Origin of the sequence: Cloacibacterium normanense, from assembly GCF_003860565.1 — a bacterium.
In the GTDB taxonomy this organism is placed as follows: Bacteria; Bacteroidota; Bacteroidia; order Flavobacteriales; family Weeksellaceae; genus Cloacibacterium; species Cloacibacterium normanense.
This window is the reverse complement of record NZ_CP034157.1, coordinates 475,273-493,160: the sequence shown is the minus strand read 5'-3', so window position 1 is coordinate 493,160 and position 17,888 is coordinate 475,273. Positions and strand designations below refer to the sequence as shown.

The 17,888-nt window shown below is 31.3% G+C and carries 18 protein-coding genes; 8 read left to right on the top strand and 10 right to left on the bottom strand.

The features are described 5' to 3' along the window. Positions 1–6: 6 nt before the first annotated feature. The 3 genes from EB819_RS02405 to EB819_RS02395 form a co-directional block, all read right to left on the bottom strand. Positions 7–2,331, bottom strand: coding sequence for an ATP-dependent helicase (locus EB819_RS02405; protein ID WP_069797589.1), 2,325 nt, complete (start codon positions 2,329–2,331; stop codon positions 7–9). A gap of 509 nt (positions 2,332–2,840) precedes the next feature. Next, positions 2,841–3,743: an IS3 family transposase gene (locus EB819_RS02400; RefSeq protein WP_069798746.1), complete on the bottom strand. Its 903-nt coding sequence runs from the start codon at positions 3,741–3,743 to the stop codon at positions 2,841–2,843. A 2-nt stretch (positions 3,744–3,745) separates the two neighbouring features. Further along, positions 3,746–4,288, bottom strand: a complete 543-nt coding sequence (locus EB819_RS02395) for a helix-turn-helix domain-containing protein (RefSeq protein ID WP_083250170.1) — start codon at positions 4,286–4,288, stop codon at positions 3,746–3,748. Between the two features lie 277 nt (positions 4,289–4,565). Here EB819_RS02395 and EB819_RS02390 point away from each other — a divergent pair, with 277 nt between their 5' ends. From EB819_RS02390 to secG, 3 genes are all read left to right on the top strand, one after another. Then, positions 4,566–5,036 (top strand): hypothetical protein, encoded by a 471-nt coding sequence (locus EB819_RS02390; RefSeq protein WP_069799352.1) that lies wholly within the window; start codon positions 4,566–4,568, stop codon positions 5,034–5,036. Positions 5,037–5,185: 149 nt separating this feature from the next. Beyond that, positions 5,186–5,830 (top strand): hypothetical protein, encoded by a 645-nt coding sequence (locus tag EB819_RS02385; RefSeq protein ID WP_069799354.1) that lies wholly within the window; start codon positions 5,186–5,188, stop codon positions 5,828–5,830. 67 nt (positions 5,831–5,897) lie between these two features. Next, complete coding sequence (secG, locus tag EB819_RS02380) at positions 5,898–6,236, top strand: preprotein translocase subunit SecG (RefSeq protein WP_069799356.1); 339 nt, start codon at positions 5,898–5,900, stop codon at positions 6,234–6,236. 51 nt (positions 6,237–6,287) lie between these two features. Here the strand turns inward: secG and EB819_RS02375 are convergent, their stop codons facing one another. From EB819_RS02375 to EB819_RS02360, 4 genes are read right to left on the bottom strand one after another with little or no spacing between them, the layout of a single operon-like run. Then, positions 6,288–7,310 (bottom strand): WaaS/CpsH family glycosyltransferase, encoded by a 1,023-nt coding sequence (locus EB819_RS02375; RefSeq protein ID WP_069799358.1) that lies wholly within the window; start codon positions 7,308–7,310, stop codon positions 6,288–6,290. Next, positions 7,307–8,437 (bottom strand): NAD-dependent epimerase/dehydratase family protein, encoded by a 1,131-nt coding sequence (locus EB819_RS02370; RefSeq protein ID WP_069799360.1) that lies wholly within the window; start codon positions 8,435–8,437, stop codon positions 7,307–7,309. The genes EB819_RS02375 and EB819_RS02370 overlap by 4 nt, the downstream gene beginning before the upstream one ends. A gap of 4 nt (positions 8,438–8,441) precedes the next feature. Then, positions 8,442–9,242, bottom strand: a complete 801-nt coding sequence (locus tag EB819_RS02365; RefSeq protein WP_158005960.1) for a glycosyltransferase family 2 protein — start codon at positions 9,240–9,242, stop codon at positions 8,442–8,444. Then, positions 9,230–10,180, bottom strand: a complete 951-nt coding sequence (locus EB819_RS02360) for a hypothetical protein (RefSeq protein WP_069799364.1) — start codon at positions 10,178–10,180, stop codon at positions 9,230–9,232. The genes EB819_RS02365 and EB819_RS02360 overlap by 13 nt, the downstream gene beginning before the upstream one ends. A gap of 290 nt (positions 10,181–10,470) precedes the next feature. Here EB819_RS02360 and EB819_RS02355 point away from each other — a divergent pair, with 290 nt between their 5' ends. Then, a complete protein-coding gene (locus tag EB819_RS02355; protein WP_069799366.1) occupies positions 10,471–12,033 on the top strand; it encodes a DUF8728 domain-containing protein in 1,563 nt (520 codons plus the stop codon). On the opposite strand, the gene recR is transcribed toward EB819_RS02355, so the two are convergent. Further along, positions 12,030–12,641, bottom strand: coding sequence for a recombination mediator RecR (recR, locus tag EB819_RS02350; protein ID WP_069799368.1), 612 nt, complete (start codon positions 12,639–12,641; stop codon positions 12,030–12,032). The two genes, EB819_RS02355 and recR, sit on opposite strands and share 4 nt — an antisense overlap. Before the next feature lie 76 nt (positions 12,642–12,717). On the opposite strand from recR, the gene EB819_RS02345 reads away from it, so the two are divergent. The 3 genes from EB819_RS02345 (at position 12,718) to EB819_RS02335 (ending at position 15,268) form a co-directional block, all read left to right on the top strand. Next, the gene (locus EB819_RS02345; protein WP_185097661.1) at positions 12,718–13,314 is read left to right on the top strand and encodes an LURP-one-related family protein; all 597 of its coding nucleotides are present in this window, start codon (positions 12,718–12,720) and stop codon (positions 13,312–13,314) included. A 47-nt stretch (positions 13,315–13,361) separates the two neighbouring features. After that, positions 13,362–13,748, top strand: coding sequence for a hypothetical protein (locus tag EB819_RS02340; RefSeq protein ID WP_069799371.1), 387 nt, complete (start codon positions 13,362–13,364; stop codon positions 13,746–13,748). Positions 13,749–13,825: 77 nt separating this feature from the next. Next, the gene (locus tag EB819_RS02335; protein ID WP_069799373.1) at positions 13,826–15,268 is read left to right on the top strand and encodes an aminoacyl-histidine dipeptidase; all 1,443 of its coding nucleotides are present in this window, start codon (positions 13,826–13,828) and stop codon (positions 15,266–15,268) included. Between the two features lie 100 nt (positions 15,269–15,368). Here the strand turns inward: EB819_RS02335 and EB819_RS02330 are convergent, their stop codons facing one another. Together EB819_RS02330 and EB819_RS02325 are read right to left on the bottom strand one after the other, a co-directional pair. Then, a complete protein-coding gene (locus EB819_RS02330) occupies positions 15,369–15,698 on the bottom strand; it encodes a 2Fe-2S iron-sulfur cluster-binding protein (RefSeq protein ID WP_069799375.1) in 330 nt (109 codons plus the stop codon). Positions 15,699–15,790: 92 nt separating this feature from the next. Beyond that, complete coding sequence (locus tag EB819_RS02325) at positions 15,791–16,843, bottom strand: NAD(P)/FAD-dependent oxidoreductase (RefSeq protein ID WP_069799377.1); 1,053 nt, start codon at positions 16,841–16,843, stop codon at positions 15,791–15,793. Positions 16,844–17,028: 185 nt separating this feature from the next. Here EB819_RS02325 and EB819_RS02320 point away from each other — a divergent pair, with 185 nt between their 5' ends. Continuing rightward, positions 17,029–17,793, top strand: coding sequence for a DUF3108 domain-containing protein (locus EB819_RS02320; RefSeq protein ID WP_069799379.1), 765 nt, complete (start codon positions 17,029–17,031; stop codon positions 17,791–17,793). Positions 17,794–17,888 lie beyond the last annotated feature (95 nt).

Sequence of the window (17,888 nt, the reverse complement as noted above, 5' to 3'; positions counted from 1 at the left end):
TTTCGTTTATATTTTCGTCAGTTTTGCAAATTTTAGGATTAGATTTTTTTCTCCTTCTGTTACAAATTTTACTTTAGCTTTAATATTTTCTGGGTCAGTTCCATCAAGAAAAACTACTTCTCCTACTCCAAATCTATCATGACGAACTCTGTCTCCTACTTCAATATCTTGAGAAGAATTTCCGCTCGGGTTGATGATTTTTGCTGAAGCAACCGGTTTTAAATTTTTAGGTAAAGGTTTTGGCTCATCAGAACTTGGCAGTTTTTTCTTTTCTGCTTTTTTGAAGAATCTCGGTTCTGAAAAATTATCTCCGAAAATATCAGAACTTAACCCAGATTTATTTACAAATCTGCTTTCTACCACTGGATTTAAGAATTCTATATATTCTTCATCAACTTCGCTTAAGAATCTGGAAGGTTCTGCATCGGTAATTTTACCCCATTGAAATCTGGAAACGGCATAAGAAAAGAACACTTGTTTTTCGGCTCTGGTTAAAGCTACGTAGAACAATCTTCGCTCTTCTTCCAATTCTTCACGCGTGGAAGAACTCATAAAACTTGGGAACAAATTTTCTTCTAAACCTACCAAATGAACCACTGGAAACTCCAATCCTTTTGACAAGTGAATCGTCATCAAAGAAACCTGGTCTTCGTTTTCAGATTTCTTGTCTTGGTCTGTAGAAAGGGCAATGTTTTCTAGGAAACTCGACAAACTTGGGTCTCCATCTTCCAACTGTTGTTGCTCCTCTATGAAACCTTGCATAGAGTTCATGAGTTCTTGCACGTTTTCTACTCTGGAAATTCCTTCAGGAGTTTGATCGTCTTTCAAAAACTTGATTAAACCACTTCTTTGGGCAACTTCCATTGCAACGGTGTACACATTTTCGGTTTTTAGCATCACTTGGAAGGCTTTAATCATGCTCCAAAAATCTGCCAATTTAGAAATCACGCCATTGTTAAAACCCAAATGTGGTGCATAAATTCCTAAATTATCTAAAACGTTTGCCAAACTCACATTTTGTGAATCTGCAAAAACAATCAATTTATTCTGGGTGGTTTCTCCAATTCCACGAGTGGGATAATTGATAACTCTAAGCAAAGCTTCGCTGTCATTTTCGTTGACCAAAAGTCTTAAATATGCTACCAAATCCTTAATTTCTTTTCTTTGGTAAAAACTTAAACCGCCATAAACTCTGTACGGAATATTTTTACGTCTCAGCGCATCTTCGAAAGCTCTGGTTTGTGAATTGGTTCTGTAAAGAATCGCAAAATCTGTAAATTTTCTTTGGTTCGCGTTGTGCTGTTCCCAAATGTTATTCGCCACAAAATTGGCTTCGTCTGCATCTGAAAGCGCTCTGAAAACCTTTATTTTATCGCCTACTTCATTATCACTGAATACATTTTTCTTGAACTGTTCTTTGTTTCTGGCAATCACTACATTCGCAGCGTTGACAATATTCTGCGTAGAACGGTAGTTTTGCTCTAGAGAAACCGTTTTGGCGTCTGGATAATCTTTCTTGAAGTTCAAAATATTATAAATATTCGCACCACGGAAAGAATAGATAGATTGCGCATCATCTCCTACCACACAAATATTTTCAAATTTTGAAGAAAGTGCTTTTACAATTAAATATTGAGAATGGTTGGTATCTTGGTACTCATCTACCAAAATATACCTGAATCTATCTTGATATCTGGCTAAAACTTCTGGAAATCTGGTCAATAATTCGTTGGTTCTCAAGAGTAAATCATCAAAATCCATCGCACCATTTCTGAAACACTGTTCTACATATTTCTCGTAGATTTTGCCAATGTATTTCATATTTGCACGTTCGTCTGCTTCGATTAATTCTGGATTATTCTGATAGGCACGAACTGTGATGAGATTGTTCTTATAGCTAGAAATTCTAGCTTGAACTTTTTTTGGTTTGTATAATTCTTGGTCAATATTGAGGTCTTTCAAGACTTTTTTGAGAACATTGAGAGAATCTTGCGTGTCATAAATGGTAAAATTAGAAGGAAAACCGAGATAATGCGCTTCGCTTCTCAGAATTCTAGCAAAAACCGAGTGAAAAGTGCCCATCCAAAGAGATTTAGCATTTCCTTCTCCTACTACTTTTGCAATACGGAGTTTCATTTCTTTGGCGGCTTTATTGGTAAAAGTAAGCGCCAAAATATTAAAAGGATCAATTCCGTTGGTAATTAAATGTGCAATCCTCATCGTAAGAACTCTCGTTTTACCAGAACCTGCTCCTGCCAAAACCATGAGTGGTCCGTGCAAAGTGGTAACTGCTTCATACTGAGGTTCGTTTAATCCTTTCAAATAATCCATATTTTACTGCAAATTTTTCTGCTGCGAATTTATGAAAATTTGTTGGGAGTTGGAAGATGGAGTTTGGAAGATGGGAGTTGGAAATTATTTTAATAGAATGAGGAATTGATTAAAGTAATGGTCATGGAATAGAAATTATCTTTTGGTTTTCGCTCCTTTTTAGGTACTTTTTTAGACATTTGTTCGAGTCTTGTTCGAATCAAGTTCGAATCAGCTTCGGAAAAAGGGTACTTTTTGCGAACAAAACTCGAACGAAACTGCCACTTGAGTAAAACCAAACCCTAATGTGGTTTCTGTTTTTGTCTTGTCATTTTATTTTTTCTGCTATTTTGTGAAAAATTCTTCAAAAAAAGTACAAGCAGAAATTCATTACCCTTTCCTTATAAATTCCTTTGACTTTCCTTTGACATTGCTTTGGGTTGGGTGATGTGTCGTCCTAAAATAACTATACAGGTTATTTAATAAATCCTATTTTAGTTATACAAATATAATTCTTAATCCTAAATTTACTATACCATTGTTTTTTTATCATTAAATTTTTTATTGTATTTTTTCCATCTTTTCTTTAATTGTTCAGATTTTAGATGGGCTTGATGAGGGGTTAAATAATCACAACTTGCATGAGGCCTGAGTTGGTTATATGACAAAATGCTTGCATTCACCTGTCTCTTCGTTTGTTCAAAACCTAATGCGCTTGTATAAAGATTAAATTCTTTCTTTATAATGCCATTTACTCTTTCTGCTAATGCGTTTTCATAAGGATTACCATTTTCTGTCATACTGATGGCAATATTATTTTTTAATAATAAATCTACATAATTCTGGGAACAGTATTGCGAACCTCTATCGGAATGATGTATGAGAGGATGATGATACAATCGATTATGAAGTGCCATTTTCAAAGCATCAATACATCCTTCTGCCGATAGGTCTTGACGAAAACTGTAGCCCATAATTTTTCGAGAATAGGCATCGGTAATTAAACTCAAATAGCCCCATTGATGGGTTAATCGGATATAGGTAATATCACTTACCCATACTTGTTCTGGCCGATTTATGACCATTCCTTTGATGAGATTACTGTATTTTCGCATCCAATGTCTTGAATCTGTTGTTATGACTTTACGTTTCCGTTTTCTAATCAACAATTGATGCGCTGCCAATAAATCAAATAAATAGTCTCTGCCAAAACTGATGGCATGAGATTTTAGTTGATTTTGAAGCATATAGTGTAGTTTACGGGTCCCTACTTGTGGCAGATCCCGACGAATAGTACGAACTTCTTGAAGGATTATGTCTTCTTTTATCAGACTGTTTTCTTTTCGCCAAAGCCCATCGTAATAGGCATGTCTTGTTTTGCCAAACAATCTACACAAGAACCCTATTCCCAATTTAGGATAGAATTCTTTCATTGTTATGACTGCTTGGCACCAGACTTTTTTCTAATATCTATTTTGAGCTGTTCTTCGGCTACATCAATAAGCGTATTGAGGGCTTTAATTTTAAGCTCCGCTTCTTTTAATGCTTTCTCCAAAGACTCTTTTTCTGGTTCTTTCCTAGGTGTGGTTTTATTTCCCATTATAGAACTATTTCCAATACAAAGTTCGACTTTTTCTGATTTGTACTGTGTTATCCAATTACGAATTACTTTGTCTGTCTTTATGTTATAGGCTATCTTGGCTTCTTGTATCGTTAATAGACCTTGTTCTATCGCTGTAACTATTGTACGTTTTTCTAGTCCTGTGTACGTTCGACGTTTCAAATTTTCTAGGTAGTTAGGCGAACCAAAATCTCGCATCCAACTATCTAAGGTGGATTGGCCTAAATTATAGAGCCGAATCGCCTCCTTTCTCGGTAATCCTGATTCTACCTCTTGAACAATTTGTTTTTTTAATCGTTTGTCGTAATGACTCTGTTTACTCTCGCGAGCTAAAAATCTCTCTTCTTTTGATTGCATATACTCTATTTTTGTGTATAGCTATTTCAGGACAAGACATGATGATTTTGATTAAGCTTTTGGCTATCAAAAATACTTTCGTATATTTGAGTGATGTGGCAAAATCCGCTCCGCTCCTTTTGCCACATCGGTTCGGCGGATTACATCCGCAGATGTTGCTCGTCGCTACGCGAACTTCGCACATCTGTGAATTTGCAAAATCCCAAGAACGGAAGTAAACTTCCTTCTCGGGACTTCGCAAATCCGCCGAACCGTTAGCAGAAATACTATACCAACAATGTTTCAAAAAAATTCATTAATTTTTCTATTACTAATTTTGATAAATTGCTCAAAAGAAAGCAAAGATGAATTTAAGAGAAAAGAAAATTTTATACGTGATTGGAAAGTCATTCGATATCCATATTCAAATGCAATTTTGAGTATTTACGCTAATCACGAATTTAAATATTCAGAAACTGGACATTTAAGTGAGAGTTATTCTGAAGGAATATGGGATTTAAACAACGATACTTTGACATTAAACTCATTGCAACCAAATGAATGTCTAATAATTGATGACTTTTCTTTAAATATTTCAGAAAATTATGATAAAATGAGAATGACTTCAAAAAATTGTGAGCCAAAACCAAATTCAAAAATAATCACGGAATTTATCAATGCTAAATTTTTAATAAAAAAAGACTCTCTAAATTACTTGAATCTAAATCCTGAATACAAAAAAAAATACAGAAACTACAAAATATTTTAGTACTTCTACTAAAAATATATTTACAAAATTCAGAGCTGAACAATTAATAACGCTACCACTAGAATTTCTAAAATATAAATCTAAATTTTACTTAGATTTACCACTAAAAGTTATCCAATTAATATTAACGTCTTGATTTAAATAAAAATATGAAAAAAATATATTTAGTCATTCTAACGCTCACTTTGGTTTCTTGTCAGAAAAAAAATGAAACTCCTGAAACCCTTTCTCCTGAATTGGCTTCTTATGAGCAAAAAAGTGCTTCTGATTCCTCAAATGTGACAAGTGCTCAGAATTCTGCGCCTATCACAATGAACAACTCTGCGCCTATTGCCACCAATTCAGTCAACCAGCCACAACAAACTGCTCCAGGAATGAATCCACCACACGGACAACCAAATCACAGATGTGACATCCCAGTTGGCGCTCCATTAAATTCTAAAAAAGCAGAAGCTACAACGGTAAAAACCACTGATATTCAAACGACTAAAACTGCTCCTGTAGCTATACCACAAAACAACAACTCTTCCACAACAGTAGCAGCTGGTATGAACCCTGCACACGGACAGCCCGGTCACAGATGTGATATTCCAGTTGGCGCTCCATTAAATTCTAAAAAAGTTGAAGCTACAACGGTAAAAACTACTGATAATCAAACCACTACTACTGCTCCTATTGCTGCACCACAAAACAACGCTGGTTCTACAACAATAGCAGCTGGAATGAATCCGGCACACGGACAGCCCGGTCACAGATGTGATATTCCAGTTGGCGCACCTTTACCAACAAATTAATTTATAATATTTTACAAATTTTATAAAAATAATCACTACATTTGCAACTCAAAAATTTTAATATAAGATGAGTACTATATTTAGTCTTTTCATGGTGTTAATCATCATAGCTTGTGTTTTATTAGTTATTATTGTAATGGCACAAAACCCAAAAGGTGGAGGTTTATCTGCTACGTTTGGCGGTTCTTCTGCACAATTCGGCGTACAGAGAACGAATGATTTTATGGAAAAAGCAACTTGGGTATTAGCGATTATCATTGTTTCATTGATTTTCTTAAGCGTAGTGCTTACTGCAAAACCAAGCGTACAAATTAAAGACGTAAATGCTCCAGAGAAAAAAGAAGCTAAAGCTCCTGCTCAATCAGCTCCACAAGCTCCGGTTCAAAAACCAACTGCTACGAAATAATTTATTATTTACGATATTTAAAAAGCGATTCAGAAATTCTGAATCGCTTTTTTATTGATTGTTCCAATATTCATCTTGATTTTTTACAAAAAGACACTCTATAAAAGATTCTAAAGACATTTTCTGTAAAATTTCATTTTCAATTTCTTTGAATTCTGTTTCAAAGAAAAATTTTTCTAAGATTATATTTTCTCTATTTATAATCAAAATATTTTGTGGATGATAAAGTGGATAATTTATTACATCTGCATTTGTGGTAATGAGTTTTTTACCTAATGCTAAAACTTCAAAAGTTCTAATGGTTAATCCATTTTGAAAGGGTTTATTGATATCTAAGACGGATTTTGTTTTTTGATATATTTCAATGATTTGCTGATGAGAAAGTGTTTTAAAACTCAGTTTTTTTATATTGAAATATTGCAAATTCTTATCAAATATTTTCTTTAACTTAAAAACAAACTTATCCATAGCATAATAATAAAAAAAAGTTTTTAATTGAAGTTTTTCTGCTATGCATCTTACATTCTCTCCAATAATATATCGGTCTGTATGTGCGCTCCCTACAAATGCAATATCAATTTCTGGAGATTTTATTTCCTTTCTCTTCTTGTAATATTCATCTAAAAAAAATAAGGGACGAAAATGCAATCCATATTTATGAGCATCATTTCTATCAAAAGTGAAATTTTCATCAAAATCATTTAAATGTGAAACGAGATGAGGATATTCAGTAAATGAATCAAAAGTATAATAAATTGTTTTGAGTTTAGGAAGACGAGCTTTCAATTCTTTCACAAAAAAACGAGGTGTAGCTTCTCCTTTGATTAGTAAAAAATAATCATAATTTTCTTGATTTATTTCTTTTAAAATTTTTTTATAATAATGATTAATTTTAGAAGAAATTAATTTCTTATTTAATCGTACAATAGCTTTATTAATTAGAGAATTAGATGGTCTATCGTCATAAAAATCTACAATTGCTCCTAATTCTTCGAGTTTAGAAACAATAGCTTTTTCGTAATTAAAAAAACTTACGGAAACAAAAAGTATTTTTTTATTCTTCAGTTGAATCATTTTAAAAGTCCTTTTTCTCTCATCTCATTCAATGATTGATTAAGATTTATTTTACCTTTTTTTTGTTTAAGAACCCATGTTGTAAATTTTCTAATCCCTTCTTCAAATGAAATTTTTGGATAAAAATTTAATTTTTTTTGAGCCCAAGAAATCTCTGCAAAATTATGCCTTATATCTCCTATTCTAAATTGCCCCGAAATATTTATTTCAATATCTTTTTTATAATATTTTTTAAGAGTTTTTGCCACATCTAAAACGGTTGTAGAGATTCCTGTACCGATGTTAAAAATTTCTTTATTTAAATCCGTATTTTCAAGTGATAAGATAATGGCCTCTACTGCATCATCTATGTAAATAAAATCTCTAGATTCTTCTCCGTCTTCAAAAATATTGAGGTTTTCATCATTCAATATTTGACTAGAAAAAATAGATAGAATTCCTGTGTAAGGATTTTGTAAAGATTGACCTGCACCATATACATTCTGAAATCTTAATGCCACTGCATCAATATTGACAGAACTACAGACAGACATCACCAATTGCTCTTGAATTTGTTTTGTAATTCCGTACACTGAAATAGGATGAAGTGAGGATGATTCATCTGTAGGAAGCGGTGTAAGGATTTCTCCCATGTTACTTTTTACTTCAAAATCAGCATTTTCTAAATCACCTAATTTTCTAGATTCCGGATAAACAATTCCTAAATCTTTATGAAAATATTTTCCTTCACCATAAACTGCTCTAGAAGATGCTAGAATAACTTTTTTAATTTGATGACTCTCATTTACTAAAACATCTAACATTTTTGCAGTTCCAGAAACATTAACATCTGTATATTTATCTATCTGATACATAGATTGTCCTGTTCCTGTTAATGCAGCTAAATGTATAATTGCGTCTTGATTATTAAGAACTTTTTGCCAATCAGATTTTTTGGTTACATCTCCTTTTATAAAATTTACTTTACCTAAAATATTCTGAAATAGCGGAGATTCTTCTTCTGGATTTTCGCCATGCACTTGAGGCAATAAATTATCTAAAACGGTTACCTGATAACCTTTTTCTAAAAGTCTGAGACTAAGATTACTCCCAATAAAGCCAGCGCCACCAGTTATCAATATATTCATAGAATTATTTATTGAGATTAAAAAAAAATTGTCTAACTAAAAGTAACGAATATTTTGCTTCATAAAAAAATTTCAAACAAAAATATTCTATTACATTTATTCTATTACCCTCATACATCTCTAAAATATTTTTAGCAAAACCTTTTTTCATTTTTTTCAAATTAGCTGATAAACCAGAAACACCAAAAGTTCTTTTTCCACCTCCAGCAATCACTAAACTCTCGTCTAATATATACATTTTGTTATGAAGTGAAATTTTCAACCAATAGTTGTGGTCTTCAGCAAATTTCTGATTATCATCAAAAAGACCTGTGTTAGAAAGTACTTTTCTTTTAAAAATTACTGTAGGTGTAGGAATTCCATTTCTAATGAGCAGTTTTCTAAATGTAACTTTCACTAATTTATTATTAGAAAAGTAAGGAAAAAGCAACTTGTTATCATTAATTCTACATGAAATAAAATCAGCATCTAACGAAAGCTGTTGTAATATTTTTAATTGTTCAGCAGTTTTATGAGGAAGCCAAACATCGTCTGCATCTAAAAAAGCCAAAAAATCACCCTTGGCAGATTGAAGCCCTGCATTTCTTGCAGAAGAAACCCCTTTGTTTTCCTGATGGATCAACTGAATATTGAGTTCTGGATTTTTTTCTATAAATTCCTTTACTCTATATATACTAGAATCTGTAGAGCCATCATTCACTACTATAATTTCAAAATCAAAATTACCATATTGATTCTTTACCGATTCTAGTGCTGCTAAAATGGTAGTTTCCGCGTTATATAGAGGAATAATTACAGAGACCACAATTTTAATCTTTTATTATTAAAAAACATTAACCCAATTGACACTATAACAAAGGGCATACACATATTAAAGTAACTGATATCAAAATAGGAATTCGCGATAACATTTTGTAATCCATAATTTAATAAACTTATAATAAAGAAAATGAAGATCATCATAAACAATAAAAGTCCAGAAAAACTATAATATTGTGACTTAACTTTAATCCTAAAAGATAATAGAACAGATAAAATTACAAAACTTAGAGTAATATATAAAGGTTGCCTAGTAGCCTGAACTGTAAAAGGATTATTTTTTACAATTTCTGAAAAATTATTTGCATTATGAAAACCTATATATAATATAATGATAGAAGTTGTAAGAGATGATATTATAAAAATTAATTTATTTTTTAAAGAAAAACTTATGAATGGATAAAATAAAACCAAGAGTAACGGAATCACACTAGATATTCTTGTTAAGAATAGCATAGAAGAAAATAATCCTAAAATTATTATTTTTTTTGCACTCTTTTGCTCTAGGTTTCTCAAAATTAAATACATTCCCAATAGCAAGATTATAAAATTAGACATCATATCACTTTTGGTGTATACTTCATATACATAACTTGGAGATAATACGATGAGTAAAAGTATTAATAACCTTTCTTTGTATGATTTAAACATCTTATAGATTAAAAAGGCAAAAAGAAGAAAACAAAAAGATTGTAAGTATCCTACACTCCCAAAAATAAGATAAAATGGCAATCCTAAAATCATCAGCATTGGCAAATTAGATGATTTATGCTGCATGTGACTTAAGAAATTATACGGATAATCTCCATTAATTAGAGCTTTTGCTCCATTTTCCAGAGCTGACCATCGATCTACATTTAGAGTATTACCGTCTACAGAATAGTTTAGATAAATAGTAAAAAGAAAAAAAACTATAATAAACATGAAAAAGATAAATGCAAATATCTTTTCATTTAAGTTTATTTTATCATAGAAACACAATAAATTAAAAATCAATAAATTGTAGATAATTAATATAAAAATTTCAAAATTGGGAGTATATTTTATTATAAATAAGCTATTTATAAACAAATAAATTAATAATAAAACATTTATTTTTTTTATGGAGCAATTATACATCTCTAAATTTATTTACTAAAATACAAAAACTACCCTTGATACAAAAATATAGCATACTTTAAATTTATTTACATTTGTATTATACTCATACTCTAATGAAAAAAAACATACATTTATCCTTCTTTATCTTAATACTTGCAATAGTAATTTTCAATTTTGATGTCATAAATTACATAAACGCTTTAAAAGAAAAATTTGGAGATTACTATTATCCTTTAGACGATAGTTACATCCATCTTAGTATAGCTAAAAACATTAGTTTTCATGAAGTTTGGGGTATTACTAGATATGAATTCAGTAGTACTTCATCATCTCCATTTTTTAGCATTTTATTGTCAATTTTAATGAATCTATGGGAGAACAATCCACTTGTATCATTATATCTAAACATATTCATTGCAAATTTATTTTTAATAATTATTTATTTATATTACAAAGATGAACCAATAGTATTAGCATCTATATTTACTGGCTTATATTTCATTGTTTTATTAAAAATACAAACAGTTACGGGATTAGAACATATTTTGCATATATTTTTTATCACAATTTTTTGGTTAAGTTTATTTAAATGGATTGAAAGTAATTACTTAAAAAATAACCATCTATACCTTGTTTATCTTTCATCCTTCTTTTTAATTATTTCTAGATACGAAAGCTTATTTATATTATTTCCAGCAATAATTTTTCTATTGATAAAAAAAAGAAATTTAGAAGCCATCACAATTTTAATATTATCATTAATCCCAGTTATAAGTTTTGGATTATTTTCCATAAAAAAAGGTGGATTTTTTTTCCCAAACAGTTTATTAGTTAAAGGTAACTTATCATTAAATCCTTTCGTTTTTTTTCAGCAAACCAGCATTATAGGGAAGATTATTATAATTTCAATTATATTGTTTTTAATCACTATTATATTTTTAAATTTTACGCTTAATAAAAAAACGAAAAAGGAACTTTATAAAAAATCATATAATATATTATTAAAAAATGATACTTTTTTAATAATATTCATTACTATTATATTACATTCATTATTTGCAAAATTTAATTGGTTATACAGATATGAGTCGTATCTCCTCACTTTAATTATCGTATCTGTTCCATTATTTTTTAAAAAAAACGTAATAAAATACACAAACAGATATTATTTAACTACTATATTACTCATTTTTGCCCTCTTCACACCTAGATTTTTACAATCTGAAAAAGATTTAGAATTTTCTGCAAAGAATATTTACAGTCAACAAGTACAAATAGGGATGTTTTTACAAAAAAATAAAAAAATAAAAACTGTAATCGCAAATGATATTGGTGCAATTTGTTACTTCTCAGATGTAAAAATTATAGATTTAATGGGACTAGGCTCTACTAATATTTTAATTTTAAAGAAAAATAATCCAGAACAATATAAATACTATCTAAATCATGTAAATTATGATTTAATGGTAATTTACGACAGCTGGTTTTCCAATGATAAAATGAAGACTAGAGTAAAAATTGCAGAATTAAAAAATCTACATCATCAAGTATTCGGTGATAACAAAGTAAGTTTTTATATTCCCCAAAATAGTAATTTAAAAAATGACTTACTTGAGTCTCTTAAAAATTTTAAAAAACAGCTTCCAAAAGACACAGAATTAATAATTTATAATTAATTAGACTCGTTGTAAGGCAAACGGTTCACAATACTTCTTCCTAGGGAAATTTCGTCTGCATATTCTAGTTCATCACCTACGGAAATTCCACGAGCAATGGTAGAAAAAGTCACCGGAAACTCTTTGAATTTTTTGTATAAATAATACGCTGTAGTGTCTCCTTCCATGGTTGCAGAAAGCGCAAAAATCAATTCTTTTACTTTTCCTTCATTCAGTTTTCTTTCAATAGAAGAAATATTCAACTGGTGCGGCCCAATTCCTTCCATAGGAGAAATTTTACCTCCCAAAACCAAATATTTACCATTAAATTTTGCTGTATTTTCTATCGCCATGACATCTCTTACATCTTCTACAATACAGAGCACCTCATCATTTCTCTTATGATTACTGCAAATTTCGCAAATATCTTCATCTGAAAAATTATGACATTCTTGACAATATTTAATGTCTGTTACCAATTTTTGGATGGCTTTACCTAGTGCCATTCCTTGAGATTCTGGAACGCGAAGCAAATGCAAAGCAAGTCTCAATGCAGATTTTTTACCAATTCCGGGCAAACTAGAAATTTCTTCTACGGCTTTTTCTAAAACTTTACTGGGAAAATTCATTATACAAATGTACTTTTTAATTTGAAAATCTGAAAATTTGAAAATTTAAAATTATCTTTATCCAAAATATATTTCTATGCAGAATCTTCAGTATCCGCTATTTTTAAAATTCAAAATTTCTACATTGGCGAGTGATTTCAATATTTCTGACAAAAACGGAAATTCTTTGGCTTATGTTCGTCAAAAATTATTCAAACTAAAAGAAGATGTAGTTGTTTACAATAACGAAAGCAGAACGCAGGAAAACTTTAGAATAAGAGCTAATCAATGGATAGATTTTAACGCAAGTTATGCGATAACAGACCACACTGGAAAGAATTTAGGAAAAATCGCCAGAAAAGGAATGCGCTCTATTTGGAAGGCAACATATTTTGTTTTAGATGCTTTTGACAACCAAAAATATAAAGTTCAGGAAGAAAACGCTTGGGTAAAAATTATAGACGGATTCTTTACCGAAATTCCAATTTTGGGAATTTTTACAGGTTATTTTTTCAATCCTACTTATATCGTTCATGATAATAACGGGAAGGAAATTTACCGTTTGAAGAAAATGCCTTCATTTTTTGGTAGAAAATTTCAGTTAGACCAAATCAATGACATTGCAGATGAAGATGAAACTTTAGTGGTTTTAAGCCTAATGATGATGGTTTTATTAGAAAGAGCAAAAGGTTAACATCAAATCAAAAAATATTTATTATCTTTGATAAAATCCAAAAAATTATGAAAAAGCTAATATTACTTTCCGCAATGATAGTTTCTGTGCTTTCTTTTGCGCAACAAAATTCTTCTTCTAACAATGTAAAAAGAGATAGCGATAATTATCAAAGCTATTTTACCATGAATGATGCTTCGTTTAAAAACAATGAAGCAGATTTAGAAATTAGCAAATATTATTTTGACATCAGAAAATACATTAAATCAAAGAAAGCAGAACTTTCTTCAGAAGATTATGAAACGCTGATGAAGCAAAACGAAAAAGACTTTACTACCATTAACAAAGCAGTTTATGGAATGAGCGCTCGATTATTTTTAGAAAAATACGGCGAAGAATTAGAACAATATAAGAAAAAAATTTACGAACAAGTAGATTTACTTGCTAAAAAATAAAAGAAAAGCCTGCATTTTGCAGGTTTTTTTATGTTTACATTTTCACGATTCATTATCTTTGTAAGAAATCATTTTATATGTCAATTACCCATTTAGAACCTCAAAATATTTGGAAAAACTTTGCGGCGCTTAATGCCGTTCCACGTCCTTCTAAAAAGGAAGAAAGAGTTATCGCTTTTATTAAAAATTTTGGCGAAAATCTTGGTTTACCCACTTCTGTAGACGAAGTAGGAAACGTCATCATCAAAAAACCAGCAACCGCAGGAATGGAAAACCGTCAAACCGTGGTTTTACAATCTCACCTTGACATGGTTTGTCAGAAAAACAATGATGTAGATTTCGATTTTGACACACAAGGAATCGAAATGTATGTAGACGGAGATTGGGTAAAAGCAAAAGGAACCACTTTAGGTGCAGACAATGGACTTGGCGTTGCAGCTATTATGAGCATTTTAGAAAGTACAGATATAGCTCATCCTGCGATTGAAGCTCTTTTTACGATAGATGAAGAAACGGGAATGACGGGTGCGCTTGGTTTAAAACCAGGTCAATTGACAGGAGAAATTTTATTAAATCTAGATACAGAAGAAGATGACGAAATAGATATAGGTTGCGCTGGTGGAATCGATGTAACGGCTTCTGCAAACTATAATCTGACTTCCACTTCATCTAATTTTGTAAAAATTGAAATCAAAGGTTTACAAGGAGGTCACTCTGGAATGGATATTCATAAAGGTTTTGGCAACTCTAATGTAATTCTTGGAAGATTGCTTTATGCAGGAATTTCTAACGAAATTCAATTGATTTCTATTGACGGAGGCGGATTGAGAAACGCTATTCCTAGAGAAGCTCACGCTTTGGTTGCTGTAAATAACACTTCTGAATATTTACAGAAATTAGAAACCCTTAAATCTGATATTTTAGAAGAATTTGCTTCGGTTGAAAAAGATTTAGAAATCAATTTCGCTACCGCTGAAAATATAGAGAACGGACTTTCTGTAGAAGACTCTAAAAAAATTATTTTAGCTTTAAAATCTGCTCACAATGGTGTATACAGAATGTCTCCAGACGTTGCAGATTTAGTAGAAGCTTCTAACAATATTGCAAGAGTAGAATTGAAAAACGGTGGTTTAAAAATCTTAAACTTAACTCGTTCTTCGGTAGAATCTACCAAAATGGCTGTTGCCGAACAACTGAAATCTGTTTTTGAACTAGCAGGAATGCAAGTTGACTTTTCGGGTTCATATCCAGGTTGGAAACCAAAACCAGGTGCAGAAATCATTAAAATTATGACAGAAATTTACGAGAAAGATTTCGGGGCAAAACCTCACGTTGTTGCTTGTCATGCTGGTTTAGAATGTGGAATTATTGGAGCGAATTATCCAAAAATGGAAATGGTAAGTTTCGGTCCTACGATTAGAGGAGCGCATTCTCCAGACGAAAGAGCGAATATTCCTTCTACTCAAAAATTCTGGAAATATTTACAAGAAATTCTGAAAAATATTCCTTTAAAGAATTAAACATCAAATAATTATCCATAAAAAAGACGCAACTAAGTTGCGTCTTTTTATTTTTGATGAACAAGTCATAACTTGCTCTTACTTTATTTTTTAAATTTCCTTATTCATAAGGAGCCAACTCTACTTCCAGACCTTCTAAATGTTCTGTAATGTGAATTTGACAACCTAATCTAGAATTTTCTTTTACATTGTAAGCTTCAGAAAGCATCGCTTCTTCTTCATCAGATTTTTCAGGAAGCGGAGTATCACTATTTACATAGCATTGACAAGATGCGCACATTGCCATTCCTCCACAAACACCAATGGTTCCTTCTTCTGCTAATTCATAGAGTTTCACGATTTCCATCAAGTTCATCGCCATATCTGTTGGCGCTACCACTTCATGGGTAACTCCGTTTCTATCTGTAATTTTTATGTTTACGTCTAACATTTTAGTAGTTGTATTTTGGTAATTGGTAGTTGGTAATTAGTAATTGGTAAAAAGTCTAGCTACCAAAATACTCAGTACCAAATACTAAAAATTTAGTCTATCTTCTTCACTACTGCTTTTTCGGCTTCTTTTCTGGTTCCGTCAAAACCATCTACTCCACTTACAGTAGTATATTTCAAGACATATTTTCTGCCAGGATTCATTCTATTGTAGACACTTTGGCACATCAAAGTTGCTTCGTGGAAACCACACAAAATTAGTTTTAATTTTCCTGGATAAGTATTCACGTCGCCAATTGCATAAACGCCTTCAATATTGGTTTGATAATCCAAAGCGTTATTTACCACAATCGCATTTTTCTCAATTTCTAATCCCCAATTCGCAATATCACCTAATTTAGGAGTTAATCCAAATAGCGGAATAAAATAATCGGTTGCTAAATCGTAAATTTCACCTTCTTTATCTACTGTAATAGCTTCTATATGACCATCACCTTTTAGACCAATTACTTCTGCAGGTGTAATTAAGTTAATTTTACCTGCGTTTTTAAGTTCTTGTACCTTTTCTACAGAGTCAAGAGCACCTCTAAACTCATTTCTACGGTGAATAAGCGTAACAGATTTTGCCACATTAGATAAGAAAATACTCCAGTCTAGTGCAGAATCACCACCACCAGCAATTACAATATTTTTATCTCTGAAATGTTCAGGATTTTTCACAAAATATTCTACTCCTTTTTCTTCGTAGTCTGCAATATTGTCAATCAAAGGTTTTCTCGGCTCGAAAGTTCCTAAACCACCAGCAATTGCCACAGCTTTTGCACGGTGAACGGTACCTTTATTGGTAATCACTTCGAACGTTCCATCTTCTAATTTATTAAGAGTAGTTGCAGTTTCTGCCAAGGTAAATCCAGGCTCAAACTGTTTAATTTGTTCCATTAAATTATCTACCAATTCACCTGCCAACACTGATGGATAGCCAGGAATATCAAAAATTGGTTTCTTAGGATAAAGTTCTGCCAATTGACCACCTGGTTGTGGTAATGCATCTATGATGTGACATTTAATTTTAAGTAAACCTGCCTCAAAAACAGCAAAAAGACCGGTTGGTCCGGCTCCGATAATCAATAAATCTGTATTTATCATTTATATATTTTTTATTGTAAATTTGAATTACGAATAAAAACTTTTCATTTTTTGCAAATATAGCAAATTTTGTGGTTTGGCCTATGTAACTTTTATGACATTTGTCACAACTGATTATGCGTAAAATTGCCGCTTTAAAATTTTGGCAAAGAATTTGCGAAGAAATAAATATTTAAAAATCGATTATGAAAAAAATATTCAATTTTATATTTTTATTAATTTCAATCACTGTTTTTTCACAAATTGACAATATCAAAAGTGGTGAAAAACTCTCTTATAGATTACATTATGGTTTCTTAAATGCAGGAACAGCAACTCTTACCACCAACCAAATTACTTATAAAGGAAAACCTCATTACAGAGTGACAGGAATTGGGAAAAGTACTGGTGCGGTAAGAGCTTTCTTCAAAGTGGATGATGTGTATGAAAGTTACATCAATATCGCTACTGGATTGCCTAGTTATTATGTTAGAAACGTTTCGGAAGGTGGTTACAGAAGACATTATGAAACCGAATTTAACCATGATAATCAATCTCTTACCCTAACCAATAAATTAGACCAAACTTCTAAAAATTTTAAAACTATGAGAGGAATTCAAGATATGCTTTCTTCTTTTTACAACCTTAGAAGCATGGACAAATCTAAATTTAAAGTAGGAAGTAATATTAAAATGAACGTTTGGATTGATGACGAGTCTTATCCTTTTATGCTAAAAGTGGTTGCTGTAGAAAACAAAACTACCAAATTTGGAGATATTTCTTGCCTTAAAATCAAACCTTACGTAATGAGTGGTAGAATTTTTAAATCTCAAGAAGGCGTTACGATGTGGGTCACCAATGACGAAAACCACGTTCCCGTAGAAATTAGAGCAGAACTTTTAGTAGGTTCTCTCAAAGCAAGTTTAGACGGATATGCCAACGTAAAATATCCTTTGAATTTTTCTAAATAAATTTCTTGAAATATAAAATCCGACAATTTTTGTAGGATTTTTTTGTACTTAATGTAATAAAACTAAAAGATTAGTTGTTCTAATTGAAACAAATG